Origin of the sequence: Streptomyces sp. NPDC047525 (assembly GCF_040643025.1) — a bacterium.
GTDB classification, from domain to species: Bacteria; Actinomycetota; Actinomycetes; order Streptomycetales; family Streptomycetaceae; genus Streptomyces; species Streptomyces durmitorensis.
In genome coordinates, this window is record NZ_JBEYTL010000027.1 from 65,083 (window position 1) to 88,953 (window position 23,871).

At 66.3% G+C, this 23,871-nt stretch carries 35 protein-coding genes; 32 read left to right on the forward strand and 3 right to left on the reverse strand.

Annotation, left to right across the window (positions count from 1 at the left end):
- Positions 1–11 precede the first annotated feature (11 nt).
- From ABZ833_RS42560 to ABZ833_RS42570, 3 genes are all read right to left on the reverse strand, one after another.
- Positions 12–2,210 (reverse strand): hypothetical protein, encoded by a 2,199-nt coding sequence (locus tag ABZ833_RS42560; protein ID WP_361058792.1) that lies wholly within the window; start codon positions 2,208–2,210, stop codon positions 12–14.
- Complete coding sequence (locus tag ABZ833_RS42565; protein ID WP_361058794.1) at positions 2,207–3,067, reverse strand: hypothetical protein; 861 nt, start codon at positions 3,065–3,067, stop codon at positions 2,207–2,209. The genes ABZ833_RS42560 and ABZ833_RS42565 overlap by 4 nt, the downstream gene beginning before the upstream one ends.
- A gap of 126 nt (positions 3,068–3,193) precedes the next feature.
- Positions 3,194–3,922, reverse strand: a complete 729-nt coding sequence (locus tag ABZ833_RS42570) for a Crp/Fnr family transcriptional regulator (protein ID WP_361058796.1) — start codon at positions 3,920–3,922, stop codon at positions 3,194–3,196.
- 362 nt (positions 3,923–4,284) lie between these two features.
- Here ABZ833_RS42570 and rpsL point away from each other — a divergent pair, with 362 nt between their 5' ends.
- From rpsL to rpsK, 32 genes are all read left to right on the forward strand, one after another.
- Complete coding sequence (gene rpsL / locus ABZ833_RS42575) at positions 4,285–4,656, forward strand: 30S ribosomal protein S12 (RefSeq protein ID WP_003948652.1); 372 nt, start codon at positions 4,285–4,287, stop codon at positions 4,654–4,656.
- A gap of 2 nt (positions 4,657–4,658) precedes the next feature.
- Complete coding sequence (gene rpsG / locus ABZ833_RS42580) at positions 4,659–5,129, forward strand: 30S ribosomal protein S7 (protein ID WP_003974303.1); 471 nt, start codon at positions 4,659–4,661, stop codon at positions 5,127–5,129.
- A gap of 39 nt (positions 5,130–5,168) precedes the next feature.
- Positions 5,169–7,295: an elongation factor G gene (gene fusA / locus ABZ833_RS42585; protein ID WP_249588333.1), complete on the forward strand. Its 2,127-nt coding sequence runs from the start codon at positions 5,169–5,171 to the stop codon at positions 7,293–7,295.
- 152 nt (positions 7,296–7,447) lie between these two features.
- Positions 7,448–8,641 carry an elongation factor Tu gene (gene tuf / locus ABZ833_RS42590; RefSeq protein ID WP_351170407.1) on the forward strand — a complete coding sequence of 398 codons (1,194 nt, stop codon included), beginning with the start codon at positions 7,448–7,450 and terminating at the stop codon, positions 8,639–8,641.
- A 516-nt stretch (positions 8,642–9,157) separates the two neighbouring features.
- Positions 9,158–9,466, forward strand: coding sequence for a 30S ribosomal protein S10 (gene rpsJ, locus ABZ833_RS42595; RefSeq protein ID WP_003948644.1), 309 nt, complete (start codon positions 9,158–9,160; stop codon positions 9,464–9,466).
- 13 nt (positions 9,467–9,479) lie between these two features.
- A complete protein-coding gene (gene rplC / locus ABZ833_RS42600; RefSeq protein WP_160506658.1) occupies positions 9,480–10,124 on the forward strand; it encodes a 50S ribosomal protein L3 in 645 nt (214 codons plus the stop codon).
- A gap of 7 nt (positions 10,125–10,131) precedes the next feature.
- Positions 10,132–10,785 (forward strand): 50S ribosomal protein L4, encoded by a 654-nt coding sequence (gene rplD, locus ABZ833_RS42605; RefSeq protein WP_160506659.1) that lies wholly within the window; start codon positions 10,132–10,134, stop codon positions 10,783–10,785.
- On the forward strand, positions 10,785–11,201 hold the full coding sequence (gene rplW, locus ABZ833_RS42610) for a 50S ribosomal protein L23 (protein WP_190084419.1): 417 nt from the start codon (positions 10,785–10,787) through the stop codon (positions 11,199–11,201). The genes rplD and rplW overlap by 1 nt, the downstream gene beginning before the upstream one ends.
- 39 nt (positions 11,202–11,240) lie before the next feature.
- Entirely contained in the window at positions 11,241–12,077 is an 837-nt protein-coding gene (gene rplB, locus ABZ833_RS42615) for a 50S ribosomal protein L2 (RefSeq protein WP_160506661.1), read from the forward strand.
- 12 nt (positions 12,078–12,089) lie between these two features.
- A complete protein-coding gene (gene rpsS / locus ABZ833_RS42620; protein WP_160506662.1) occupies positions 12,090–12,371 on the forward strand; it encodes a 30S ribosomal protein S19 in 282 nt (93 codons plus the stop codon).
- 41 nt (positions 12,372–12,412) lie between these two features.
- Positions 12,413–12,760 (forward strand): 50S ribosomal protein L22, encoded by a 348-nt coding sequence (gene rplV, locus ABZ833_RS42625; RefSeq protein ID WP_016645177.1) that lies wholly within the window; start codon positions 12,413–12,415, stop codon positions 12,758–12,760.
- Entirely contained in the window at positions 12,760–13,602 is an 843-nt protein-coding gene (gene rpsC, locus ABZ833_RS42630; protein ID WP_160506663.1) for a 30S ribosomal protein S3, read from the forward strand. The genes rplV and rpsC overlap by 1 nt, the downstream gene beginning before the upstream one ends.
- Positions 13,603–13,607: 5 nt before the next feature.
- A complete protein-coding gene (gene rplP / locus ABZ833_RS42635) occupies positions 13,608–14,027 on the forward strand; it encodes a 50S ribosomal protein L16 (RefSeq protein WP_135332557.1) in 420 nt (139 codons plus the stop codon).
- The gene (rpmC, locus tag ABZ833_RS42640; protein WP_003998824.1) at positions 14,027–14,251 is read left to right on the forward strand and encodes a 50S ribosomal protein L29; all 225 of its coding nucleotides are present in this window, start codon (positions 14,027–14,029) and stop codon (positions 14,249–14,251) included. The genes rplP and rpmC overlap by 1 nt, the downstream gene beginning before the upstream one ends.
- Positions 14,251–14,535 carry a 30S ribosomal protein S17 gene (gene rpsQ, locus ABZ833_RS42645; RefSeq protein ID WP_055564830.1) on the forward strand — a complete coding sequence of 95 codons (285 nt, stop codon included), beginning with the start codon at positions 14,251–14,253 and terminating at the stop codon, positions 14,533–14,535. Before rpmC ends, rpsQ begins: the two co-directional genes overlap by 1 nt.
- 108 nt (positions 14,536–14,643) lie before the next feature.
- Complete coding sequence (rplN, locus tag ABZ833_RS42650) at positions 14,644–15,012, forward strand: 50S ribosomal protein L14 (RefSeq protein ID WP_073768975.1); 369 nt, start codon at positions 14,644–14,646, stop codon at positions 15,010–15,012.
- Positions 15,013–15,014: 2 nt separating this feature from the next.
- Entirely contained in the window at positions 15,015–15,338 is a 324-nt protein-coding gene (gene rplX, locus ABZ833_RS42655; protein WP_055553504.1) for a 50S ribosomal protein L24, read from the forward strand.
- The gene (gene rplE, locus ABZ833_RS42660) at positions 15,338–15,895 is read left to right on the forward strand and encodes a 50S ribosomal protein L5 (protein ID WP_249588332.1); all 558 of its coding nucleotides are present in this window, start codon (positions 15,338–15,340) and stop codon (positions 15,893–15,895) included. The genes rplX and rplE overlap by 1 nt, the downstream gene beginning before the upstream one ends.
- Before the next feature lie 5 nt (positions 15,896–15,900).
- On the forward strand, positions 15,901–16,086 hold the full coding sequence (locus ABZ833_RS42665; protein ID WP_003948630.1) for a type Z 30S ribosomal protein S14: 186 nt from the start codon (positions 15,901–15,903) through the stop codon (positions 16,084–16,086).
- 224 nt (positions 16,087–16,310) lie between these two features.
- On the forward strand, positions 16,311–16,709 hold the full coding sequence (gene rpsH / locus ABZ833_RS42670) for a 30S ribosomal protein S8 (protein WP_030359017.1): 399 nt from the start codon (positions 16,311–16,313) through the stop codon (positions 16,707–16,709).
- A gap of 21 nt (positions 16,710–16,730) precedes the next feature.
- A complete protein-coding gene (gene rplF, locus ABZ833_RS42675) occupies positions 16,731–17,270 on the forward strand; it encodes a 50S ribosomal protein L6 (protein WP_249588331.1) in 540 nt (179 codons plus the stop codon).
- A gap of 3 nt (positions 17,271–17,273) precedes the next feature.
- A complete protein-coding gene (rplR, locus tag ABZ833_RS42680; protein ID WP_344522013.1) occupies positions 17,274–17,657 on the forward strand; it encodes a 50S ribosomal protein L18 in 384 nt (127 codons plus the stop codon).
- 46 nt (positions 17,658–17,703) lie between these two features.
- Entirely contained in the window at positions 17,704–18,306 is a 603-nt protein-coding gene (gene rpsE, locus ABZ833_RS42685; RefSeq protein WP_160506669.1) for a 30S ribosomal protein S5, read from the forward strand.
- Positions 18,306–18,488, forward strand: coding sequence for a 50S ribosomal protein L30 (rpmD, locus tag ABZ833_RS42690; RefSeq protein ID WP_041985698.1), 183 nt, complete (start codon positions 18,306–18,308; stop codon positions 18,486–18,488). The genes rpsE and rpmD overlap by 1 nt, the downstream gene beginning before the upstream one ends.
- Position 18,489: 1 nt before the next feature.
- On the forward strand, positions 18,490–18,945 hold the full coding sequence (gene rplO, locus ABZ833_RS42695; RefSeq protein WP_249588330.1) for a 50S ribosomal protein L15: 456 nt from the start codon (positions 18,490–18,492) through the stop codon (positions 18,943–18,945).
- Positions 18,946–19,169: 224 nt separating this feature from the next.
- Positions 19,170–20,483, forward strand: a complete 1,314-nt coding sequence (secY, locus tag ABZ833_RS42700) for a preprotein translocase subunit SecY (RefSeq protein WP_361058806.1) — start codon at positions 19,170–19,172, stop codon at positions 20,481–20,483.
- A complete protein-coding gene (locus ABZ833_RS42705) occupies positions 20,483–21,136 on the forward strand; it encodes an adenylate kinase (protein ID WP_361058808.1) in 654 nt (217 codons plus the stop codon). Before secY ends, ABZ833_RS42705 begins: the two co-directional genes overlap by 1 nt.
- A 114-nt stretch (positions 21,137–21,250) precedes the next feature.
- Positions 21,251–22,090 carry a type I methionyl aminopeptidase gene (gene map / locus ABZ833_RS42710; RefSeq protein ID WP_361058810.1) on the forward strand — a complete coding sequence of 280 codons (840 nt, stop codon included), beginning with the start codon at positions 21,251–21,253 and terminating at the stop codon, positions 22,088–22,090.
- 153 nt (positions 22,091–22,243) lie between these two features.
- Positions 22,244–22,465, forward strand: coding sequence for a translation initiation factor IF-1 (gene infA, locus ABZ833_RS42715; RefSeq protein ID WP_003948620.1), 222 nt, complete (start codon positions 22,244–22,246; stop codon positions 22,463–22,465).
- Positions 22,466–22,521: 56 nt separating this feature from the next.
- Positions 22,522–22,635 carry a 50S ribosomal protein L36 gene (gene rpmJ / locus ABZ833_RS42720; RefSeq protein WP_003974245.1) on the forward strand — a complete coding sequence of 38 codons (114 nt, stop codon included), beginning with the start codon at positions 22,522–22,524 and terminating at the stop codon, positions 22,633–22,635.
- 178 nt (positions 22,636–22,813) lie between these two features.
- Positions 22,814–23,194 (forward strand): 30S ribosomal protein S13, encoded by a 381-nt coding sequence (gene rpsM / locus ABZ833_RS42725; RefSeq protein ID WP_135332566.1) that lies wholly within the window; start codon positions 22,814–22,816, stop codon positions 23,192–23,194.
- A gap of 62 nt (positions 23,195–23,256) precedes the next feature.
- Entirely contained in the window at positions 23,257–23,661 is a 405-nt protein-coding gene (gene rpsK / locus ABZ833_RS42730) for a 30S ribosomal protein S11 (protein WP_003948617.1), read from the forward strand.
- The last annotated feature ends 210 nt before the right edge of the window (positions 23,662–23,871 follow it).

Sequence of the window (23,871 nt, forward strand, 5' to 3'; positions counted from 1 at the left end):
GAGGTCAGGGATCACGGGGCGGCGGGCATGGCGCCTGCCGGGCGCACAGAGGTCAGGAGCCGGTCGGCGACGGCGGGCCGGGGGCCGCCGTCCTCGGCCCGCAGGGTGTGCAGCAGGTGGACCAGGCGGTCCCGGTCGGCTGCCGTCTTGACCAGGGACGGCAGGAGCAGGGCGAGCGCCTGCTCGGCTTCGGCCCGCTCACCGGCGACGTACACCCAGGTCCGCAGCGCGTCGAGGGCCTCGCGAGTGTGGGCGCGCTCGCCCAGTGCGGTGTGCCAGAGGGTCACGAGGTCCCGGGCCCACTCCGGGCTGTGCACGCCGGACTCCGCGTACCACTCGAGGAGACTCCCCTCCTCGCGGTTGTCGCAGGCACGCACGAAAGCGGCGAGTGCCAGAGCCCGGACGGCAGGGGTGTCCAGGTGCAGCAGTCGCACCAGCTCGGCGAGCATCTCCCCGCGGCTTCCGGCGGACAGGAGCAGCGCCGTCGACTCGATCAGGTTGTGGCGCTCGGCATCGCTGCTGCTCTCCGCTCGCGCCCGGGAGGACAGCGCGTCCAGGGCGGGGCCCGCCAGGTCCGGACGGAGCGGGGCCAGCAGCGCGAAGGCGCGGATCGCCGTCCAGCGCCGGGCCCAATGCCGATCGGTGCACCACTGCGCAAGCAACTGCGGAATGACCGGAGCCCCCGAGAGCTGCGCCAGGGTGAGCGTGTTGGCCGCGGTCACGCGCGGCCCGAAGGAGGGGGAGACCGACCAACCGTCGACCAGGAGCGCCACGGTCGACGGCAGGTCGGCGGCGGCGAGCAGCGCGGTCGCGGCGGCCGCGCGGGTGCGCACCAGGGGACGTCCGTCGCGGGCCATTTGCTTGAGCCAGGCGACCAGGGCCGGACGGGTCGAGGGATGGCCTGTCCACACCTCGGTGAGCAGCGTGCCCGGCATGCGCCCCTCGCTGAAGTACGCCACGTACTGAGGGACGGGCCCCCAGTCCGTCGCCTCGCTGCGCAGCTCCCCGACGGCCCGCGCGAGGTCGAGACGGTCTGTCGGGGCGGGACCGAACACCGGGATCTCCGGTGGCTGTTCCGGGTGCTGGAGCCGTTGGAAGTGGACGAAGAGCGTGTCGGCGAACTCGGCGGCCAGCACGTAGGGCGCCTGGTCGAAGAGGGCGAGCGAGATGAGGAACGCCTTGTCGCGCAGACCGAGTGCGGGATCGCTCAGCCAGTCGCGGCACTGCTTCTCCACGGAGGCGAGGCTGAAGCCGCGCAGCCGGTCGAGCGCCTGCTCCGTCCCGTCGTACGCGGCGAGGCCGGTGGCGAGGTCGACGGCCTCGGCGGGTCTGCGACGGCCGTGCTCAAGGAACTCCCGTACGGGTTCGAGTGCGAGCAGACGCTCGGCGTCGGCCGTGGTGGGGAGGCGGGCGGACAGATGTGCGCGGAGCACGTCGGCGGCGTCGGGAGCCTCCCAGCCGACCGGAGTGACACCCAGCAGATGCGGGGAGTTCTCGACGGTGATCACCAGGTGCCCGCCGGTCTTCTTGAGCTGGTCGCGCGCCGCGTAGAGATGGGTCTCGCGCAGCGGCTTGTTCCGGCTCAGCGGCATGTCGCACAGCACGTGACCGCCGCCGTGGGCGAGCTGGCCGGCAAGGGCGGTGGGGCTGGTTTCGGGCTGAAGGGCGCGCACGGCCGGGACACCGAGGTGGTGCAGAAGCATCAGGGCCGCGGCGCTGCGGCCGGTGGCGTGCGCGCCGCGGAGCACCAGAACGCGTTCCTCGCGCAGGCGCCGCAGGGCGAGCGCGAAGGCGGGACCTTCGACGAACACCTCGGCCAGAGTGTCGAGCCGCTCGCGCGGAATCTCTCCGGAGGCGTACGCGGGTGAGTCGACGGAGCCGTGGTGGTGGATCTCGGTCTTGGCGCCCATGACGACATCGCGGCCGACATGCCCACCGGACACCCCGTGCTGTGCCCCGCCGACCAGGGAACCTCCGAAGGAGGAGGCCGAGCCGAGGATGAACTCCGGTGCATGGGCGAACAGTTCGCGCTGCGCCGCGCGTGCTTCTTGCGCCTGCTCTTCCGGCTCGGGGGCCTCGGCCGGACGGGAGCCCGGCGCCTCCGGCCGGCCCGGCGGGTTCGGGGCCGGGTCCTGTGCCGGGCCTGCCGGTCCCTTTGCCGGGTGCGCGGGGCGGGCCTGTGGCGGCACTGCGCGCGGGGGGACGTTCACGACTCCGCGCCCCGCTCGGGCGCCGGGGTGCCGGAGCCGCCGAGGTGGACGTCACCGTGCACGGTCCCGCCGGACACACCGTGCTGGTCGCTGCCGACCAGGCTGCCGCCGAAGCTGGGCGCGCCGCCGTTGAAGTTGAAGGAGGCGCCGCCCGTCGCGGGTGCCGCGCCCCGCCCCGGCGCCGGACGCTCCCCCGAGCCGGCGTCCGGCGCCGGGGCTTCCCCGGCCCCCCTCTCACTGTGGTCATCGGCCGGGCCCCGCGCGGCGCCGTGCTCCTCGGCCCCGGCGGGGACCGGACCGTGCAGCCATGCCCGCAGAGGCCCGTTCTTGCTCGCCATGGTCACGGGGTGGAAGTCATCGGCCGGTACGCCGGGCCAGTCGTGCCGCACCACCCCCGCGTGCACGCCCTCGGAGACGCAGAGGGCGAAGTCGTTCGTACGTTCCCGCAGGGCCGCACGGAGAACGTCGCCGTCGAGCAGCCGGCAGGCGTGGTTGAGGTCGGAGCCGACCCACCCCTGGAGGTCGTCGACCACCACGTATCCGGTGGCCACCACCGCGCGCAGCCGGATCTGGGCGGAACTGGAAGCCATCCTGTTCACCCCCCGCAGCTGCGCCGGCACCTCGCCGAGCAGGGCACGGAGCAGGGCCTGCACCGAGGCGTTGGCATCGATCAGCTCCATCACGGAGTCGCCGCGGTCGGCGCGCAGGCGCAGGGTCTCGTCGACGCCCGCGCTCTCCAGCGCCCGGTCGGTGATGTCGTACAACATGCGCCGCAGATAGGCCTGCTCGACATCGTCCCTGTCGCTGTACTTCTCGATGTCGAGCAGCAGGATGGTGCGGCTCACGGAGTCGCTCATGGTCGCCTTTCGCCGGGGGAGTTGCGCCGACCTGAAGCGTGCCGACGATGGGATCCCCGTGGTGAGGGCGGATGACGCACTCGGAGTGTGACCGTGTGCACAGAGTCGCTCTCGGGGATGAGGGGGTCACTGCGGGTCATCACGGACGGGCCGCTCGGTGCGCGCGATCCGGCGCAGCAGATCGGGCCGCATGATCACGAGGGCGCGCCGCCCGGTGGCCACGGCATCGCGGTCCCGCAACTCCTTGAGCAGCCGCTGCACCATCTCCCGGGACGCCCCGACGGACCCGGCGAGCTCCTGCTTGCTCAGGGGCACGGCGAGCTCGATGCCCTCGTCCGTACGACGCCCGTGGGTACGGGCCAGATCGAGCAGCAGCGCGGCGAACCGCTCCCGCACGCTCATGGACGCGAACTCAAGGCGTCGCCGGTCGGCGGCCCGGGTGCGGTCGGAGGTCAGCCCGAGCAGGGCGAACGACGCGGCGGGGGAGCGGCCGAGGAAATCCGTGAACCGGTCGTGCTCGACGGCCACCGCGCGCACGGCCTCGAGAGCGGTCACCGTGGCCGAGCGGGGGCGCCCGGTCAGCGCCGCGGATTCGCCGATGATGTCGCCGGGGCCGCGCAGGGCGAGGAGTGCCTCGTATCCGTTGGCTGCCGCCGCGGTCACCTTGGTCCAGCCGTGCACGATGAGCAGGACGTGCGACGAGGGTTCGTTCTGGTGCAGGAGCTGGATGCGGGGCGCGAAGCTCAGCTCGTGGCCGAGGGAGAGGAGAGCGGACCTCTCCTCGTTCTCCAGGCGGGCGAGGAAGGGGACGCGGTCGTCCAGACCGCCGTCCCCGGGTAAGTGGGCCGCCGTCATGGGTCCCCCGATCGTGCAGCGGACCGATCAAGGTACTCAAACCGAGTGCCCCATGAACATGGAATGGACAGGATCGGCCCAGGAGAGGGCGGGAGGGGAGCCGAAAAGCCCGGCGTGTCGCCCCCCACCGCATTTGTTTTGACCGAACCCGATGAGGTAGGTACGCTCAGACCTTGTGCCTGGGGTGTGCCTGGGCTCGCGCGCGTGTCCTCAACCGCATCGTGAGTCCGTGAACGGCCACCGTAATCTGCGCCCCTCCTCGCCTTGCGGCGGGAGTCTGCAGCATTCGACACACCCGACCGCGTGGGTCGGCGACGTTTCAGGTTAGCTTTACTATTCGGCACACAGAAACCGGAGAAGTAGTGCCTACGATCCAGCAGCTGGTCCGGAAGGGCCGGCAGGACAAGGTCGAGAAGAACAAGACGCCCGCACTCGAGGGTTCGCCCCAGCGCCGCGGCGTCTGCACGCGTGTGTTCACGACCACCCCGAAGAAGCCGAACTCGGCCCTCCGTAAGGTCGCGCGTGTGCGTCTGACCTCCGGGATCGAGGTTACGGCCTACATTCCGGGTGAGGGACACAACCTGCAGGAGCACTCCATCGTGCTCGTGCGTGGTGGCCGTGTGAAGGACCTGCCGGGTGTTCGTTACAAGATCATCCGCGGCTCCCTTGACACCCAGGGTGTCAAGAACCGCAAGCAGGCCCGCAGCCGCTACGGCGCCAAGAAGGAGAAGTAGAAATGCCTCGTAAGGGCCCCGCCCCGAAGCGCCCGGTCATCATCGACCCGGTCTATGGTTCTCCTCTGGTGACCTCCCTCATCAACAAGGTGCTGCTGAACGGCAAGCGCTCCACCGCCGAGCGCATCGTGTACGGCGCCATGGAGGGCCTGCGCGAGAAGACCGGCAACGACCCGGTCATCACGCTCAAGCGCGCGCTCGAGAACATCAAGCCGACCCTCGAGGTCAAGTCCCGCCGCGTCGGCGGTGCGACCTACCAGGTTCCGATCGAGGTCAAGCCCGGTCGCGCCAACACGCTGGCCCTGCGCTGGCTGGTGGGTTACTCCCGCGCCCGTCGCGAGAAGACGATGACCGAGCGTCTCCTCAACGAGCTCCTCGACGCCTCCAACGGCCTTGGTGCCGCTGTGAAGAAGCGTGAGGACACCCACAAGATGGCCGAGTCCAACAAGGCCTTCGCGCACTACCGCTGGTAGTCGCTACCCACATCGAGACCGAGAGAAGACTGAGCCGATATGGCTACCACTTCACTTGACCTGGCCAAGGTGCGCAACATCGGCATCATGGCTCACATCGACGCGGGCAAGACGACGACCACCGAGCGGATCCTGTTCTACACCGGTGTCTCGTACAAGATCGGTGAGGTCCACGACGGTGCCGCCACCATGGACTGGATGGAGCAGGAGCAGGAGCGTGGCATCACGATCACCTCTGCTGCCACCACCTGTCACTGGCCGCTGAACGACGTCGACCACACGATCAACATCATCGACACCCCGGGCCACGTCGACTTCACCGTCGAGGTAGAGCGTTCGCTCCGTGTGCTCGACGGTGCCGTGACGGTGTTCGACGGCGTCGCCGGTGTCGAGCCGCAGTCCGAGACCGTGTGGCGTCAGGCTGACCGCTACGGCGTCCCGCGCATCTGCTTCGTCAACAAGCTCGACCGCACGGGTGCCGAGTTCCACCGCTGCGTCGACATGATCATCGACCGCCTCGGTGCGACCCCGATCGTCATGCAGCTGCCCATCGGCGCAGAGGCTGACTTCAAGGGCGTCGTCGACCTCGTCACGATGAAGGCCTTCGTCTGGTCCGCAGAGACCAAGATGGGCGAGGCCTACGACATCGTCGACATCCCGGCGACGCACGTCGAGGCCGCCGACGAGTGGCGCGGCAAGCTGCTCGAGGCTGTCGCCGAGAACGACGAGCAGATGATGGAGCTGTACCTCGAGGGCCAGGAGCCCACCGAGGAGCAGCTGTACGAGGCGATCCGCCGCGTCACCATCGCCTCCGGCAAGGGCGGCGACACCACCGTCACCCCCGTGTTCTGCGGCACCGCGTTCAAGAACAAGGGCGTCCAGCCCCTGCTCGACGCGGTCGTGCGTTACCTGCCTTCCCCCCTGGACGTCGAGGCCATCGAGGGCCACGACGTCAAGGACCCCGAGACGATCGTCAAGCGCAAGCCTTCGGACGAGGAGCCGCTTTCGGCTCTCGCGTTCAAGATTGCGAGCGACCCGCACCTCGGCAAGCTCACCTTCGTCCGGATCTACTCCGGTCGCCTGGAGGCCGGCACTGCGGTGCTGAACTCCGTCAAGGGCAAGAAGGAGCGCATCGGCAAGATCTACCGCATGCACGCGAACAAGCGTGAGGAGATCGCGTCGGTGGGCGCCGGTGACATCGTCGCCGTCATGGGCCTGAAGCAGACCACCACCGGTGAGACGCTGTGTGACGACAAGAAGCCGGTCATCCTGGAGTCCATGGACTTCCCGGCGCCGGTCATTCAGGTCGCCATCGAGCCCAAGTCCAAGGGTGACCAGGAGAAGCTGGGTGTAGCCATCCAGCGTCTCTCGGAGGAGGACCCCTCCTTCCAGGTGCACTCGGACGAGGAGACCGGCCAGACCATCATCGGTGGTATGGGCGAGCTTCACCTCGAGGTGCTCGTCGACCGCATGAAGCGCGAATTCCGCGTCGAGGCGAACGTCGGCAAGCCCCAGGTCGCGTACCGCGAGACGATCCGTCGGGCCGTCGAGCGCGTGGACTACACCCACAAGAAGCAGACCGGTGGTACCGGTCAGTTCGCCAAGGTGCAGATCGCGATCGAGCCCATCGAGGGCGGCGAGGCGTCGTACGAGTTCGTGAACAAGGTCACCGGTGGCCGTATCCCGCGGGAGTACATCCCGTCGGTGGACGCCGGTGCGCAGGAGGCCATGCAGTTCGGCATCCTCGCGGGCTACGAGATGACGGGTGTTCGCATCACGCTTCTCGACGGTGCCTACCACGAGGTCGACTCCTCCGAGCTCGCCTTCAAGATCGCCGGTTCGCAGGCGTTCAAGGAGGCCGCGCGTCAGGCCAAGCCCGTGCTGCTCGAGCCGATGATGGCCGTTGAGGTCACCACGCCCGAGGACTACATGGGCGACGTCATCGGCGACATCAACTCCCGCCGTGGCCAGATCCAGGCCATGGAGGAGCGCAGTGGCGCCCGTGTCGTGAAGGGTCTCGTGCCCCTCTCGGAGATGTTCGGCTACGTCGGAGACCTCCGCAGCAAGACCTCGGGTCGCGCAAGCTACTCGATGCAGTTCGACTCCTACGCCGAGGTTCCGCGGAACGTCGCCGAGGAGATCATCGCGAAGGCCAAGGGCGAGTAACTCAACCTAGTTGACGCTTTAGGCTTGACTCCGGAGCCTCCGGGGCATTCCGACCCTCTTCGGGACGGGTGCCCCGGGCCCCGGGTATCCCAGCAAAGATCACCTGGCGCCGATGAAGCAAGGCGTACAGAACCACTCCGCAGGAGGATTCAGTGGCGAAGGCAAAGTTCGAGCGGACTAAGCCGCACGTCAACATCGGCACCATCGGTCACATTGACCACGGTAAGACGACCCTCACGGCCGCCATTACCAAGGTGCTGCACGACGCGTACCCGGACCTGAACGAGGCCTCGGCCTTCGACCAGATCGACAAGGCTCCCGAGGAGCGCCAGCGCGGTATCACGATCTCGATCGCGCACGTCGAGTACCAGACGGAGACGCGTCACTACGCGCACGTCGACTGCCCGGGTCACGCGGACTACATCAAGAACATGATCACGGGTGCCGCGCAGATGGACGGCGCCATCCTCGTGGTCGCCGCCACCGACGGCCCGATGCCGCAGACCAAGGAGCACGTGCTCCTGGCCCGCCAGGTCGGCGTTCCGTACATCGTCGTCGCCCTGAACAAGGCCGACATGGTGGACGACGAGGAGATCCTGGAGCTCGTCGAGCTCGAGGTCCGTGAGCTCCTCTCCGAGTACGAGTTCCCGGGCGACGACCTGCCGGTCGTCAAGGTCTCGGCGCTCAAGGCGCTCGAGGGCGACAAGGAGTGGGGTGAGTCCGTCCTCAACCTGATGAAGGCTGTCGACGAGTCCATCCCGGAGCCCGAGCGTGACGTCGACAAGCCGTTCCTGATGCCGATCGAGGACGTCTTCACGATCACCGGTCGTGGCACCGTCGTCACCGGTCGTATCGAGCGTGGCATCCTCAAGGTCAACGAGACCGTCGACATCATCGGCATCAAGACCGAGAAGACCACCACCACGGTCACCGGCATCGAGATGTTCCGCAAGCTGCTCGACGAGGGCCAGGCCGGTGAGAACGTCGGTCTGCTCCTCCGTGGCATCAAGCGCGAGGACGTCGAGCGCGGCCAGGTCATCATCAAGCCCGGTTCGGTCACGCCGCACACCGAGTTCGAGGCCCAGGCCTACATCCTGTCGAAGGACGAGGGTGGCCGTCACACCCCCTTCTTCAACAACTACCGCCCGCAGTTCTACTTCCGCACCACGGACGTGACCGGCGTCGTGACCCTCCCCGAGGGCACCGAGATGGTCATGCCGGGCGACAACACTGAGATGACCGTTGAGCTCATCCAGCCCGTCGCGATGGAAGAGGGCCTGAAGTTCGCCATCCGTGAGGGTGGCCGGACCGTCGGCGCCGGCCAGGTCACCAAGATCAACAAGTAAGCTCCGCTTGCCTGTTGATCGGGGAGACCCGGTCGCTCTGAACTGAGCGCAGTGAAGAGCCCCGTCCACCTTCGGGTGGGCGGGGCTCTTCGCGTACGGCTCTTTGCGTACGCGATGGCGGCCGTGGCAGCTTGACAGCTCGGCCCGATTGGCCTTCGGCGTCCCACGTGTGGCACACTGTCCAGGTTGCTCGGTTGAGTGCCGATGCTGCGCGCCTCCCGCCGGGAGGACCGGAAGCGAGTCCCACAGTACTCGTCGCCCCATCTGCCGAAAGGCAGCACTGGAGCGGACGTACGGGAATCTTCTGGGAAGTGCGGTGCGGAGGCTTAACCAGGCGCCCGGTGGGTTTCTTCCCCCGGACCCGCGGTCATCTGGGCCGCAGCCCCTAGCAGGGAAATCCTTCGGGAAATCTCCGTGAGCGGGACTGCGACACGCCCGACCGCGTGGGTCGGAGGAAGTAGAAAAAAGGGCCTCCCGGGAGCCAGAGCGTTCGAGACAAAGGACTACCAAGTAGCCATGGCGGGACAGAAGATCCGCATCCGGCTCAAGGCCTACGACCACGAGGTCATCGACTCTTCGGCGAAGAAGATCGTCGAGACGGTGACTCGCACTGGTGCGTCGGTCGCAGGCCCGGTGCCGCTGCCCACTGAGAAGAACGTGTACTGCGTCATCAAGTCGCCGCACAAGTACAAGGACTCGCGCGAGCACTTCGAGATGCGCACGCACAAGCGCCTGATCGACATCCTCGACCCGACTCCCAAGACCGTTGACTCGTTGATGCGCCTGGACCTTCCGGCCGGCGTCGACATCGAGATCAAGCTCTGAGAGGCGCGGACAGATGACTAAGCAGATCAAGGGCGTCCTGGGCGAGAAGCTCGGCATGACCCAGGTCTGGGACGAGAACAACCGTGTCGTCCCGGTCACCGTCGTCAAGGCCGGGCCCTGCGTCGTTACCCAGGTCCGTACGAATGACTCCGACGGCTACGAGTCGGTCCAGATCGCCTTCGGCGAGATCGACCCTCGCAAGGTGAACAAGCCCCTCAAGGGTCACTTCGCCAAGGCCGACGTGACTCCCCGCCGCCACCTGGTGGAGATCCGCACCCCTGACGCCAGCGAGTACACGCTGGGCCAGGAGGTGACTGCCGAGGTGTTCGAGTCCGGCGTCAAGGTTGACGTCACGGGCAAGAGCAAGGGCAAGGGCTTCGCCGGTGTCATGAAGCGTCACAACTTCAAGGGACTCGGCGCGGGTCACGGTACCCAGCGCAAGCACCGCTCTCCCGGTTCCATCGGTGGCTGTGCCACCCCGGGCCGTGTGTTCAAGGGCCTCCGCATGGCGGGCCGTATGGGCAACGAGCGGGTCACCACCCAGAACCTGACCGTTCACGCCGTTGACGCGGAGAAGGGTCTGCTCCTGATCAAGGGCGCAGTCCCCGGTCCGAACGGTGGCCTCGTCCTGGTCCGTACCGCGGCCAAGGGGGTTTGAGGAACCGATGAGCACCATTGACATCCTTTCGCCGGCAGGCGACAAGGCCGGGACGGTCGAGCTCCCCGCGGAGATCTTCGACGTAGAGAAGATCAGCATCCCGCTTCTCCACCAGGTCGTCGTCGCTCAGCTGGCAGCTGCCCGTCAGGGCACGCACAAGACCAAGCGCCGCGGTGAAGTCCGCGGTGGTGGCAAGAAGCCTTACCGCCAGAAGGGCACCGGCCGCGCCCGCCAGGGTTCGACCCGTGCGCCGCAGTTCGCCGGCGGTGGCGTCGTCCACGGCCCGCAGCCGCGTGACTACTCGCAGCGGACCCCGAAGAAGATGAAGGCCGCGGCCCTGCGCCACGCCCTCACCGACCGGGCCCGCAACGCTCGTATCCACGTTGTCACCAACGTGGTCGAGGGCGACATCTCCACGAAGGCCGCGAAGACGCTGCTCGGCAAGGTCAGCGAGCGCAAGAACGTGCTCCTGGTCATCGACCGTGCGGACGAGACTTCGCTGCTCTCCGCCCGCAACCTGCCCCAGGTGCACATCCTGGAGCCGGGCCAGCTGAACACGTACGACGTGCTCGTCTCGGACGACGTGGTCTTCACCAAGGCCGCCTTCGAGTCCTTCGTGTCTGGCCCCAAGGCCGATGAGACCGAAGGGAGCGAAGCCTGATGGCTACGCGTCACCCGAGCATCGCCCCCAAGGCGGCCAAGGCCGCCAAGGCCGCGCGCCTCGCCAAGGCGAAGCGCCACGCCACCGAGGGCAAGAACACCGTTGAGACGCCGCTGAGCAAGAGCTTCACGGACCCCCGTGACGTCCTCGTCAAGCCGGTCGTCTCTGAGAAGAGCTACGCGCTCCTCGACGAGGGCAAGTACACCTTCGTCGTTGCGCCCGGCGCCAACAAGACCCAGATCAAGCAGGCCGTCGAGGCGGTCTTCTCGGTCAAGGTCACTGGGGTCAACACGATCAACCGCCAGGGCAAGCGCAAGCGCACCCGCACGGGGTTCGGTAAGCGCGCTGACACCAAGCGCGCGATCGTGACCCTTGCTGAGGGCGACCGTATCGACATCTTCGGCCAGGCCTCCTAACGGAGCGCCCTGGTCCGAATATCGGACGAGGACTGAGAAATGGGAATCCGCAAGTACAAGCCGACTACGCCGGGCCGTCGTGGCTCCAGCGTCGCCGACTTCGTCGAGGTAACGCGGTCCACGCCGGAGAAGTCGCTGGTCCGCCCGCTGCACAGCAAGGGCGGCCGTAACAACGCCGGTCGTGTGACCGTTCGCCACCAGGGTGGCGGACACAAGCGCGCCTACCGAGTGATCGACTTCCGTCGTCACGACAAGGACGGCGTGCCGGCGAAGGTCGCGCACATCGAGTACGACCCGAACCGCACCGCGCGCATCGCGCTTCTGCACTACGCGGACGGCGAGAAGCGCTACATCCTGGCCCCCCGCAACCTGTCGCAGGGTGACCGGGTCGAGAACGGACCGGGCGCGGACATCAAGCCGGGCAACAACCTGGCCCTCCGCAACATCCCGGTCGGTACGACCATCCACGCCATCGAGCTGCGGCCCGGCGGCGGCGCGAAGTTCGCCCGCTCCGCGGGTGCCTCCGTGCAGCTGCTGGCGAAGGAGGGCTCCATGGCCCACCTTCGTATGCCGTCCGGTGAGATCCGTCTGGTCGACGTCCGCTGCCGCGCCACCATTGGCGAGGTCGGCAACGCCGAGCAGTCGAACATCAACTGGGGCAAGGCCGGCCGTAAGCGCTGGCTTGGCGTTCGCCCGACCGTTCGCGGTGTGGCGATGAACCCGGTCGACCACCCGCACGGTGGTGGTGAAGGCAAGACTTCCGGTGGTCGCCACCCGGTCTCGCCGTGGGGTCAGAAGGAGGGTCGTACTCGTTCGCCGAAGAAGGCGAGCAACAAGTACATCGTCCGCCGCCGCAAGACGAACAAGAAGCGCTAGGAGCGGGTTTAGATGCCGCGCAGTCTCAAGAAGGGACCCTTCGTCGACGGACACCTCATCAAGAAGGTGGATGTCCAGAACGAAGCAGGTTCCAAGAACGTCATCAAGACCTGGTCCCGTCGCTCGATGATCGTCCCGGCCATGCTGGGCCACACGATCGCGGTGCACAACGGCAAGACCCACATCCCGGTGTTCGTCACCGAGGCGATGGTCGGCCACAAGCTCGGCGAGTTCTCGCCGACTCGCACCTTCCGCGGCCACGTCAAGGACGACCGGAAGTCGAAGCGCCGCTAGCGCGGGGTGGAACGACTATGACTTACACCGAAGGGACAACCATGGAAGCCAGGGCCCAGGCGCGGTACATCCGCGTCACGCCCATGAAGGCCCGCCGAGTGGTGGACCTCATCCGTGGCATGGATGCCACGGAGGCTCAGGCGGTCCTGCGTTTCGCCCCGCAGGCCGCGAGCGTGCCGGTTGGCAAGGTGCTGGACAGCGCCATTGCCAACGCTGCACACAACTACGACCACAGTGACGCCTCTTCGCTGGTCATCAGCGAGGCGTACGTGGATGAGGGCCCGACCCTGAAGCGGTTCCGTCCGCGTGCACAGGGTCGTGCCTACCGGATCCGTAAGCGGACCAGCCACATCACCGTGGTCGTCAGCAGCAAGGAAGGAACCCGGTAATGGGCCAGAAGGTAAACCCGCACGGGTTCCGGCTCGGCATTACCACCGACTTCAAGTCGCGTTGGTACGCCGACAAGCTGTACAAGGACTACGTCAAGGAAGACGTCGCCATCCGTCGGATGATGACGTCCGGCATGGAGCGCGCCGGCATCTCGAAGGTTGAGATCGAGCGCACCCGTGACCGCGTGCGGGTGGACATCCACACCGCGCGTCCCGGCATCGTCATCGGCCGCCGTGGCGCCGAGGCCGACCGCATCCGCGGTGACCTCGAGAAGCTCACGGGCAAGCAGGTCCAGCTGAACATCCTCGAGGTCAAGAACCCCGAGGTCGACGCTCAGCTGGTCGCGCAGGCCGTTGCGGAGCAGCTGTCCTCCCGCGTCTCCTTCCGTCGCGCCATGCGTAAGAGCATGCAGTCGACGATGAAGGCCGGCGCCAAGGGCATCAAGATCCAGTGTGGTGGCCGTCTCGGCGGCGCCGAGATGTCCCGCTCGGAGTTCTACCGCGAGGGCCGCGTGCCCCTGCACACCCTCCGTGCGAACGTCGACTACGGCTTCTTCGAGGCCAAGACGACCTTCGGCCGTATCGGCGTGAAGGTCTGGATCTACAAGGGCGACGTCAAGAACATCGCCGAGGTCCGCGCCGAGAACGCTGCGGCCCGTGCGGGTAACCGCCCGGCCCGTGGTGGCGGCAACGACCGCCCGGCCCGTGGTGGCCGTGGTGGCGAGCGTGGCGGCCGCGGCCGCAAGCCGCAGCAGCAGTCCGCGCCGGCTGCCGAGGCCCCCAAGGCCGACGCTCCCGCCGCAGCTGCCGCTCCGGCTGAGAGCACCGGAACGGAGGCCTGACCGACATGCTGATCCCTCGTAGGGTCAAGCACCGCAAGCAGCACCACCCGAAGCGCAGCGGTATGTCCAAGGGTGGTACGCAGGTTGCGTTCGGCGAGTACGGGATTCAGGCCCTCACTCCGGCGTACGTGACCAACCGCCAGATCGAGGCGGCTCGTATCGCGATGACCCGCCACATCAAGCGTGGCGGCAAGGTCTGGATCAACATCTACCCGGACCGCCCGCTGACGAAGAAGCCCGCCGAGACCCGCATGGGTTCCGGTAAGGGTTCCCCCGAGTGGTGGGTCGCGAACGTCAAGCCCGGACGGGTGATGTTCGAGCTGTCCTACCCGAATGAGAAGACTGCGCGTGAGGCGCTTACCCGCGCTGCTCACAAGCTTCCGATGAAGTGCCGGATTGTTCGGCGCGAGGCAGGTGAGTCGTGATGTCGGCCGGTACCAAGGCGTCCGAGCTGCGCGAACTGGGTGACGAGGAGCTTCTCGCGAAGCTCCGCGAAGCCAAGGAAGAGCTGTTCAACCTCCGCTTCCAGGCGGCGACCGGTCAGCTCGAGAACCACGGGCGGCTCAAGGCCGTCCGTAAGGACATCGCGCGGATCTACACCCTGATGCGTGAGCGCGAGCTGGGCATCGAGACGGTGGAGAGCGCCTGATGAGCGAGAGCAACGTGACTGAGACCAAGACTGACCGCGGATTCCGCAAGACCCGTGAGGGTCTGGTCGTCAGCGACAAGATGGACAAGACCGTCGTCGTCGCTGTCGAGGACCGCGTGAAGCACGCGCTGTACGGCAAGGTCATCCGCCGTACGAACAAGCTCAAGGCGCACGACGAGCAGAACGCTGCCGGCGTCGGCGACCGCGTCCTCCTGATGGAGACGCGTCCGCTGTCGGCGACCAAGCGCTGGCGCATCGTCGAGATCCTCGAGAAGGCCAAGTAATTTCCGAGGGGATTTCCCCTCGGATCAGTTCCGCCAGGCTCGGCGGGGGCCGGTTCCCGTAAGGGATAAAGCCCCCGCCGGGAACCGGCAGACAATCAGGAGATAGACGTGATCCAGCAGGAGTCGCGACTTCGGATCGCCGACAACACGGGTGCGAAGGAAATTCTCACCATTCGTGTTCTCGGTGGCTCGGGTCGCCGCTACGCGGGCATCGGTGACGTCATCGTCGCCACCGTCAAGGACGCGATCCCCGGTGGCAACGTGAAGAAGGGTGACGTCGTCAAGGCCGTCATCGTTCGCACCGTCAAGGAGCGCCGCCGTCCCGACGGCTCGTACATCCGCTTCGACGAGAACGCCGCCGTCATTCTGAAGAACGACGGCGACCCTCGCGGCACCCGTATCTTCGGCCCGGTCGGTCGTGAGCTGCGCGAGAAGAAGTTCATGAAGATCATCTCGCTCGCGCCGGAGGTGCTGTAAGCATGAAGATCAAGAAGGGCGACCTGGTTCAGGTCATCACCGGTAAGGACAAGGGCAAGCAGGGCAAGGTCATTGCCGCTTACCCGCGCGACGAGCGTGTCCTGGTCGAGGGTGTCAACCGGGTCAAGAAGCACACGAAGGCCGGCCCGACCGCCAGCGGTTCGCAGGCCGGCGGCATCGTGACCACCGAAGCCCCTGTCCACGTCTCCAACGTCCAGCTGGTCGTGGAGAAGGACGGCAACAAGGTCGTCACGCGTGTCGGTTTCCGCTTCGACGAAGACGGCAACAAGATCCGCGTTGCCAAGCGGACGGGTGAGGACATCTGATGACGACCACCACCACTCCGCGTCTGAAGACGAAGTACCGCGAGGAGATCGCGGGCAAGCTGCAGGAAGAGTTCTCGTACGAGAACGTCATGCAGACCCCGGGCCTCGTCAAGATCGTGGTCAACATGGGTGTCGGCGACGCCGCCCGTGACTCGAAGCTCATGGACGGTGCCGTCCGTGACCTGACCACCATCACGGGTCAGAAGCCGGCCATCACCAAGGCCCGGAAGTCCATCGCGCAGTTCAAGCTGCGCGAGGGTCAGCCGATCGGCTGCCACGTCACGCTTCGTGGCGACCGCATGTGGGAGTTCCTGGACCGCACCCTGTCGCTCGCGCTTCCGCGCATCCGCGACTTCCGTGGTCTGTCCCCCAAGCAGTTCGACGGCCGTGGCAACTACACCTTCGGTCTCACGGAGCAGGTCATGTTCCACGAGATCGACCAGGACAAGATCGACCGCGTCCGGGGTATGGACATCACCGTGGTCACCACGGCGACCAACGACGCTGAGGGCCGTGCGCTCCTTCGTCACCTCGGCTTCCCGTTCAAGGAGGCGTAAGCGAGATGGCGAAGAAGGCACTTATTGCCAAGGCTGCTCGTAAGCCCAAGTTCGGTGTGCGCGGCTACACCCGCTGCCAGCGTTGTGGCCGTCCGCACTCCGTGTACCGCAAGTTCGGCCTGTGCCGCGTCTGCCTTCGTGAGATGGCTCACCGTGGCGAGCTGCCGGGCGTGACCAAGAGCTCCTGGTAATTCCCCTCTGTCCTTAGGGACTTGGGAATTACTGGAGGCTCTCGGTAAGTATCTGGTCGGTAGGTGGCCCACCTCTCCATGGCTTAGGCTAGGAGGGTTGGGCGCCTGCCGCCCTGACCGACTTACTACGCCGTAGGTCCCCGCGCCGCACCCGTCCCGCCTCTGAGTGGGGAGAGGGATGGCGCAGATAGGAAACCACGGCGAGAGAGGCCGAAGGCCAATTCATGACCATGACTGATCCGATCGCGGACATGCTGACTCGTCTGCGTAACGCGAACTCGGCGTACCACGACTCCGTGGCGATGCCGCACAGCAAGATCAAGTCTCACATCGCGGAGATCCTCCAGCAGGAGGGCTTCATCACGGGCTGGAAGGTCGAGGACGCCGAGGTCGGCAAGAACCTCGTCCTCGAGCTGAAGTTCGGCCCGAACCGTGAGCGCTCCATTGCGGGCATCAAGCGGATCTCCAAGCCCGGTCTCCGGGTTTACGCGAAGTCCACCAACCTGCCGAAGGTGCTCGGCGGCCTGGGCGTGGCGATCATCTCCACGTCCCACGGTCTCCTCACCGGCCAGCAGGCAGGCAAGAAGGGCGTAGGTGGGGAAGTCCTCGCCTACGTCTGGTAGTCGGGAACGGAGGAATAGCTAATGTCGCGTATTGGCAAGCTCCCCATCACGGTTCCCGCCGGCGTGGACGTCACCATCGACGGCCGGACGGTCTCGGTTAAGGGTCCCAAGGGCTCCCTTTCCCACACCGTCGTCGCGCCGATCGACATCGCTAAGGGTGAGGACGGCGTCCTGAGCGTCACCCGCCCCAACGACGAGCGTCAGAACAAGGCCCTGCACGGCCTGTCCCGCACGCTGGTGGCGAACATGATCACCGGCGTGACCACGGGTTACGTGAAGAAGCTCGAGATCAGCGGTGTCGGTTACCGCGTCCTCGCGAAGGGCTCCAACCTGGAGTTCTCGCTGGGCTACAGCCACCCGATCCTGGTCGAGGCCCCTGAGGGCATCACCTTCAAGGTGGAGTCCGCGACCAAGCTTTCGGTCGAGGGCATCGACAAGCAGAAGGTCGGCGAGGTTGCGGCCAACATCCGCAAGCTGCGCAAGCCCGACCCGTACAAGGCCAAGGGCGTCAAGTACGAGGGCGAAGTCATCCGGCGCAAGGTCGGAAAGGCAGGTAAGTAAGCCATGGCATACGGTGTAAAGATCGCCAAGGGTGACGCTTACAAGCGTGCCGCCAAGGCCCGCCGCCACATCCGCATCCGCAAGAACGTGTCGGGTACGGCGGAGCGTCCGCGCCTCGTCGTGACTCGCTCGAACCGCAACATCGTTGCTCAGGTCATCGACGACCTCAAGGGTCACACCCTTGCGTCGGCGTCGACCCTGGACACCACGATCCGCGGTGGCGAGGCCGACAAGTCGGCCCAGGCCAAGCAGGTCGGCGCGCTCGTTGCCGAGCGTGCCAAGGCTGCGGGTGTCGAGACCGTCGTGTTCGACCGCGGTGGCAACAAGTACGCCGGGCGCATTGCCGCTCTGGCGGACGCCGCCCGCGAAGCCGGGCTGAAGTTCTAAGCCCCGGTTCCGGAGCTAGCGGACGTAACAGAGAGAGGTAATTCCAATGGCTGGACCCCAGCGCCGCGGAAGCGGTGCCGGTGGCGGCGAGCGGCGGGACCGAAAGGGTCGCGACGGTGGCGCTGCCGCCGAGAAGACCGCATACGTTGAGCGCGTTGTCGCGATCAACCGTGTCGCCAAGGTAGTCAAGGGTGGTCGCCGCTTCAGCTTCACCGCGCTGGTCGTGGTGGGCGACGGTGACGGCACCGTAGGTGTCGGATACGGCAAGGCCAAGGAAGTTCCCGCGGCCATCGCCAAGGGCGTTGAAGAGGCCAAGAAGAACTTCTTCAAGGTTCCGCGTATCCAGGGCACCATCCCGCACCCGATCACGGGCGAGAAGGCCGCAGGCGTCGTCCTGCTCAAGCCTGCTTCCCCCGGTACCGGTGTTATCGCCGGTGGCCCGGTGCGTGCTGTGCTCGAGTGCGCCGGCGTGCACGACATCCTGTCGAAGTCGCTCGGCTCGTCGAACGCGATCAACATCGTGCACGCGACCGTGGCGGCCCTCAAGGGCCTGCAGCGTCCCGAGGAGATCGCGGCTCGCCGTGGTCTGCCCCTCGAGGACGTCGCTCCCGCGGCCCTGCTTCGTGCACGTGCCGGGGCGGGTGCGTAATGGCTCGCCTCAAGATCACGCAGACGAAGTCGTACATCGGCAGCAAGCAGAACCACCGCGACACGCTGCGTTCGCTCGGGCTCAAGCGCCTGAACGACGTGGTCGTCAAGGAAGACCGCCCCGAGTTCCGCGGAATGGCTAACACCGTCCGCCACCTCGTGACGGTTGAGGAGGTCGACTGACATGGCGGAGCAGAACCCGCTGAAGGTCCACAACCTCCGGCCCGCCCCGGGCGCCAAGACCGCCAAGACCCGTGTGGGTCGTGGTGAGGCGTCCAAGGGTAAGACCGCAGGCCGTGGTACCAAGGGCACCAAGGCCCGTTACCAGGTTCCGGAGCGCTTCGAGGGCGGGCAGATGCCCCTCCACATGCGCCTCCCGAAGCTCAAGGGCTTCAAGAACCCGTTCAAGACCGAGTTCCAGGTCGTGAACCTCGACAAGCTGAGCGCGCTGTTCCCCGAGGGTGGCGAGGTCACCGTCGAGGGTCTCGTCGCCAAGGGTGCCGTTCGCAAGAACAGCCTCGTCAAGGTCCTCGGCCAGGGTGAGGTCACCGTGGCGCTGCAGGTGACGGTTGACGCCGTCTCCGGCTCCGCCAAGGAGAAGATCACCGCCGCCGGCGGTACCGTCACCGAGCTCGTCTGAACTATTCAGGCCACTCGATGACTTGAGCGATTCCCAGCCGGGGATGCCCCACATATGGGGCATCCCCGGTTGGTCGTTCCAAGGGGGGCACGGTCGCCGGTAAGGTGGCGTGCACTGTCTAAGCTCCGTGCGGTCTGCCCGTGCGGTTTTTCTGACTGATATGTATTCGTCGATCCTCAGACCACTACCTCTTGCGCACGCGCGCGGGGGTCGCAGGAGGCACCGTGCTCACCGCGTTCGCCCGGGCGTTCAAGACGCCCGACCTGCGCAAGAAGCTGCTCTTCACGCTCGGCATCATCGTGATCTACCGGATCGGTACGCACGTACCGATTCCCGGTGTCAGCTATAAGAACGTCCAGACCTGCATGGACCAGGCCAACTCCAACCAGGGGTTGTTCGGCCTGGTGAACATGATGAGTGGCGGGGCGCTCCTGCAGATCACGATCTTCGCCCTCGGCATCATGCCGTACATCACGGCGAGCATCATCTTGCAGCTGCTGACCGTGGTGATCCCGCGGCTCGAGGCCCTCAAGAAGGAGGGCCAGGCCGGCACGGCGAAGATCACGCAGTACACGCGTTATCTCACCGTCGCGCTCGCGATCCTCCAGGGGACCGGCCTCGTGGCCACCGCTCGCACGGGCTCGCTGTTCTCCGGCTGCCCCGTCGCCACCGAGATCGTGCCGGACCAGTCCATCTTCGTGACCGTCACCATGGTCATCACGATGACTGCGGGCACGGCCTGCGTCATGTGGCTCGGTGAGCTCATCACCGACCGCGGCATCGGCAACGGCATGTCGATCCTCATGTTCATCTCGATCGCCGCGACCTTCCCGAGCGCCCTGTGGGCCATCAAGAAGCAGGGCTCGCTGGCCGGTGGCTGGATCGAGTTCGGCACGGTGATCGCGGTCGGTCTCGTCATGGTCGGTCTGGTCGTCTTCGTGGAGCAGGCTCAGCGCCGCATTCCCGTCCAGTACGCGAAGCGAATGATCGGCCGCCGTTCCTACGGCGGTACGTCGACGTACATTCCGCTGAAGGTCAATCAGGCGGGCATCATCCCTGTGATCTTCGCCTCTTCGCTGCTCTACATCCCTGCTCTCGTCGCCCAGTTCGCGGGTGGCAACTCGGGGTGGAAGCAGTGGATCGAGGCGAACCTGACCAAGGGCGACCACCCGATTTACATCGCGACGTACTTCTTGCTGATCGTTTTCTTCGCCTTCTTCTACGTGGCTATCTCGTTCAACCCCGAGGAAGTCGCGGACAACATGAAGAAGTATGGTGGCTTCATCCCGGGCATCCGGGCTGGCCGTCCGACCGCTGAGTACTTGAGCTACGTACTCAACCGGATCACGTGGCCGGGCTCGCTGTATCTGGGTCTGATCGCTCTCGTGCCGACGATGGCGTTGGTGGGCTTCGGCGCAAACCAGAACTTCCCGTTCGGCGGGACAAGCATCCTGATCATCGTGGGTGTGGGTCTGGAGACCGTGAAGCAGATCGAGAGCCAGCTCCAGCAGCGCAATTACGAAGGGTTCCTCCGCTGATGCGAATCGTCCTCGTCGGGCCGCCCGGTGCGGGCAAGGGAACGCAGGCCGCGTTCCTCGCCAAGAACCTGAAGATCCCGCACATCTCCACGGGCGACCTCTTCCGCGCCAACATCAGCCAGGGCACGGAGCTGGGCAAGCAGGCGAAGGCGTTCATGGACGCCGGCAACCTCGTTCCCGACGAGGTCACCATCGGCATGGCCCACGACCGCATGACGCAGCCGGACGCCGAGAACGGCTTCCTGCTCGACGGCTTCCCGCGGAACGTGTCGCAGGCCGAGGCCCTGGACGAGTCGCTCAAGACGGACGGCCAGAAGCTCGACGCGGTGCTCGACCTCGAGGTCCCCGAGGACGAGGTGGTCAAGCGCATCGCCGGCCGCCGCATCTGCCGGAACGATTCGAGCCACGTCTTCCACGTGACGTACAGCAAGCCGAAGACCGAGGGCGTCTGCGACGTCTGCGGCGGCGAGCTCTACCAGCGCGGTGACGACCAGGAAGAGACCGTGCGCAAGCGGCTCGACGTGTACCACCGCGAGACCGAGCCGATCATCGACCACTACAAGGCCCAGGGCCTGGTGGTCACGATCTCCGCGCTCGGCAAGGTGGACGAAGTCACCAAGCGCGCGATGGACGCCCTCAAGGGCGACAAGTAGCCAGTACGCTGTCTCGGCCGCGGTGCCCCTCGGGGGACCGCGGCCGTAGTGTTGTGTACGTAGCGGTTACGTACGTAACCGGTTGTCGGACGGATGACGGAGAGCGGAAGCCCCATGGTGCAGATCAAGACCCCCGAGCAGATCGCGAAGATGCGTGAGGCGGGCCTTGTCGTCGCCGCCGTCCACGCCGCGACGCGCGAGGCGGCGGTCCCGGGTGCCACCACGAAGGACCTGGACGACGTCGCCCGCAAGGTGATCGCCGAGCACGGCGCGAAGTCCAACTTCCTGGGGTACGGCGGCTTTCCGGCGACGATCTGCACCTCGGTCAACGAGGTCGTCGTGCACGGCATCCCGGACGACAAGACCGTCCTGAAGGACGGCGACATCATCTCCATCGACGCGGGCGCCATCATCGACGGCTGGCACGGCGACGCCGCCTACACCGCGTTCGTGGGCACCGGTCACGCTCCGGAGCTGATCGAGCTCTCCCGGGTGACCGAGGAGTCGATGTGGGCCGGCCTGGCCGCCATGAAGCAGGGCAACCGCCTCGTCGACATCTCCCGCGCCATCGAGACGTACATCCGCCGCCAGCCGAAGCCCGGCGGCGGCAAGTACGGCATCGTCGAGGACTACGGCGGCCACGGCATCGGCACCGAGATGCACATGGACCCCCACCTCCTGAACTACGTCGAGCGCCGCCGCGGCAAGGGCCCCAAGCTGGTCCCCGGCTTCTGCCTGGCCATCGAGCCCATGGTCTCCCTCGGCACGCCCCGTACGGAGGTCCTGGAGGACGACTGGACCGTCATCACGACGGACGGCACCTGGTCCTCGCACTGGGAGCACTCCATCGCGCTGACGGAGGAGGGCCCGATCGTGCTGACGGCTCCCGACTGCGGCAAGGCGAAGCTGGCGGAGTACGGGGTCACCACGGCGCCGGACCCGCTGGCGAAGTGACCCCCTTGCTTAAGGATCTTGCTCGTGGGGCATTCTTCCTCGATTCGTCTTTCCGGGTGGCCTGACGTAGACTGACGCGTCGGCTCTCGTGCATCCGTGTGTCTGCATGCGGTGAACGAAGTCGATCAAGGTAGTCGATTCGAAGGGCAGAGCGTGGCCAAGAAGCAAGGTGCCATCGAGATCGAGGGCACTGTCGTTGAGTCTCTTCCGAACGCCATGTTCAAGGTTGAGCTCCAGAACGGCCACCAGGTCCTGGCACACATCAGCGGCAAGATGCGTATGCACTACATCCGCATCCTCCCTGACGACCGGGTCGTGGTGGAGTTGTCTCCTTACGACCTGACCCGTGGCCGGATCGTCTACCGGTACAAGTAGATCTTGCCCGTACCTCATTCACGTGGGGTGCGGCACTGACCCGGAGAACCTCACCAATGAAGGTCAAGCCGAGCGTCAAGAAGATCTGCGACAAGTGCAGGGTGATCCGCCGTCACGGCCGGGTCATGGTTATCTGCGACAACCCGCGCCACAAGCAGCGCCAGGGCTGACGCACGACTGCAGTTCGCAGATTTTCGCGCGACGCACGTAAGCACATATGCAGGACGCGTCCCTCTTCAGTGATGGAGGGCGACACCCCCGGTCGGAGGCCGGGGACCCAGGGTGTACCTCGTACGGCACCTGGGACCGGTCCTGCTGAAGACCTCCGAAAATCAACAGGAGCCTTGAATGGCACGCCTTGAAGGTGTTGACCTCCCGCGCGAAAAGCGTGTTGAGGTCGCCCTCACGTACGTGTTCGGCATTGGCCGCACGCTGTCCCAGCAGACGCTGGACGCCACCGGTGTGGACCGCAACACCCGTGTTCGTGATCTGTCCGAAGAGGACCTGATCAAGATCCGCGAGTACGTGGACGCGAACATCCAGACCGAGGGTGACCTCCGTCGCGAGATCCAGGCCGACATCCGCCGCAAGGTCGAGATCGGTTGCTACCAGGGTCTTCGTCACCGTCGTGGCCTGCCCGTCCGCGGTCAGCGCACCAGCACCAACGCCCGCACCCGTAAGGGCCCGCGTCGCGCCATCGCCGGTAAGAAGAAGCCGGGCAAGAAGTAGTCCTCAGCGGTCGATCGACAGCTGTCGCTGCAGGACCGACCACCTCGCGTAGGAGTTAATAGATGCCCCCCAAGGGTCGTCAGGGCGCTGCCAAGAAGGTGCGCCGCAAGGAAAAGAAGAACGTCGCTCACGGGCACGCCCACATCAAGAGCACGTTCAACAACACCATCGTCTCGATCACGGACCCCACGGGCAACGTGATCAGCTGGGCCTCCGCCGGCCACGTCGGCTTCAAGGGCTCGCGCAAGTCGACTCCGTTCGCCGCGCAGATGGCCGCCGAGTCGGCCGCGCGTCGCGCCCAGGAGCACGGCATGCGCAAGGTTGACGTCTTCGTCAAGGGTCCCGGCTCCGGCCGTGAGACCGCGATCCGCTCCCTCCAGGCCACTGGCCTCGAGGTCGGTTCGATCCAGGACGTCACGCCGACGCCGCACAACGGCTGCCGTCCCCCCAAGCGTCGCCGCGTCTGACGCACGTCGTTTGGTTTGAGGATTTCGGGCGGTGCGGCTCTCCGGAGCTGTACCGCCCGTACCCTTGTAACAACATCAGGGCATCAAATAGTGGGTGCCCCTGACTGAAGGACTCACTTCATGCTGATCGCTCAGCGTCCCTCGTTGACCGAAGAGGTCGTCGACGAATTCCGCTCCCGGTTCGTGATCGAGCCGCTGGAGCCGGGCTTC

Bases quoted from the DNA above. Each gene is read 5' to 3' on its own strand.
- ABZ833_RS42565 (WP_361058794.1), bottom strand. From the start codon at position 3,067: ATGAGCGACTCCGTGAGCCGCACCATCCTGCTGCTCGACATCGAGAAG.
- ABZ833_RS42570 (WP_361058796.1), bottom strand. From the start codon at position 3,922: ATGACGGCGGCCCACTTACCCGGGGACGGCGGTCTGGACGACCGCGTC.
- rpsG (WP_003974303.1), top strand. From the start codon at position 4,659: ATGCCTCGTAAGGGCCCCGCCCCGAAGCGCCCGGTCATCATCGACCCG.
- fusA (WP_249588333.1), top strand. From the start codon at position 5,169: ATGGCTACCACTTCACTTGACCTGGCCAAGGTGCGCAACATCGGCATC.
- rpsJ (WP_003948644.1), top strand. From the start codon at position 9,158: ATGGCGGGACAGAAGATCCGCATCCGGCTCAAGGCCTACGACCACGAG.
- rplC (WP_160506658.1), top strand. From the start codon at position 9,480: ATGACTAAGCAGATCAAGGGCGTCCTGGGCGAGAAGCTCGGCATGACC.
- rplD (WP_160506659.1), top strand. From the start codon at position 10,132: ATGAGCACCATTGACATCCTTTCGCCGGCAGGCGACAAGGCCGGGACG.
- rplW (WP_190084419.1), top strand. From the start codon at position 10,785: ATGGCTACGCGTCACCCGAGCATCGCCCCCAAGGCGGCCAAGGCCGCC.
- rplB (WP_160506661.1), top strand. From the start codon at position 11,241: ATGGGAATCCGCAAGTACAAGCCGACTACGCCGGGCCGTCGTGGCTCC.
- rpsS (WP_160506662.1), top strand. From the start codon at position 12,090: ATGCCGCGCAGTCTCAAGAAGGGACCCTTCGTCGACGGACACCTCATC.
- rplV (WP_016645177.1), top strand. From the start codon at position 12,413: ATGGAAGCCAGGGCCCAGGCGCGGTACATCCGCGTCACGCCCATGAAG.
- rpsC (WP_160506663.1), top strand. From the start codon at position 12,760: ATGGGCCAGAAGGTAAACCCGCACGGGTTCCGGCTCGGCATTACCACC.
- rplP (WP_135332557.1), top strand. From the start codon at position 13,608: ATGCTGATCCCTCGTAGGGTCAAGCACCGCAAGCAGCACCACCCGAAG.
- rpmC (WP_003998824.1), top strand. From the start codon at position 14,027: ATGTCGGCCGGTACCAAGGCGTCCGAGCTGCGCGAACTGGGTGACGAG.
- rpsQ (WP_055564830.1), top strand. From the start codon at position 14,251: ATGAGCGAGAGCAACGTGACTGAGACCAAGACTGACCGCGGATTCCGC.
- rplX (WP_055553504.1), top strand. From the start codon at position 15,015: ATGAAGATCAAGAAGGGCGACCTGGTTCAGGTCATCACCGGTAAGGAC.
- rplE (WP_249588332.1), top strand. From the start codon at position 15,338: ATGACGACCACCACCACTCCGCGTCTGAAGACGAAGTACCGCGAGGAG.
- ABZ833_RS42665 (WP_003948630.1), top strand. From the start codon at position 15,901: ATGGCGAAGAAGGCACTTATTGCCAAGGCTGCTCGTAAGCCCAAGTTC.
- rpsH (WP_030359017.1), top strand. From the start codon at position 16,311: ATGACCATGACTGATCCGATCGCGGACATGCTGACTCGTCTGCGTAAC.
- rplF (WP_249588331.1), top strand. From the start codon at position 16,731: ATGTCGCGTATTGGCAAGCTCCCCATCACGGTTCCCGCCGGCGTGGAC.
- rplR (WP_344522013.1), top strand. From the start codon at position 17,274: ATGGCATACGGTGTAAAGATCGCCAAGGGTGACGCTTACAAGCGTGCC.
- rpsE (WP_160506669.1), top strand. From the start codon at position 17,704: ATGGCTGGACCCCAGCGCCGCGGAAGCGGTGCCGGTGGCGGCGAGCGG.
- rpmD (WP_041985698.1), top strand. From the start codon at position 18,306: ATGGCTCGCCTCAAGATCACGCAGACGAAGTCGTACATCGGCAGCAAG.
- rplO (WP_249588330.1), top strand. From the start codon at position 18,490: ATGGCGGAGCAGAACCCGCTGAAGGTCCACAACCTCCGGCCCGCCCCG.
- ABZ833_RS42705 (WP_361058808.1), top strand. From the start codon at position 20,483: ATGCGAATCGTCCTCGTCGGGCCGCCCGGTGCGGGCAAGGGAACGCAG.
- map (WP_361058810.1), top strand. From the start codon at position 21,251: ATGGTGCAGATCAAGACCCCCGAGCAGATCGCGAAGATGCGTGAGGCG.
- rpmJ (WP_003974245.1), top strand. From the start codon at position 22,522: ATGAAGGTCAAGCCGAGCGTCAAGAAGATCTGCGACAAGTGCAGGGTG.
- rpsM (WP_135332566.1), top strand. From the start codon at position 22,814: ATGGCACGCCTTGAAGGTGTTGACCTCCCGCGCGAAAAGCGTGTTGAG.
- rpsK (WP_003948617.1), top strand. From the start codon at position 23,257: ATGCCCCCCAAGGGTCGTCAGGGCGCTGCCAAGAAGGTGCGCCGCAAG.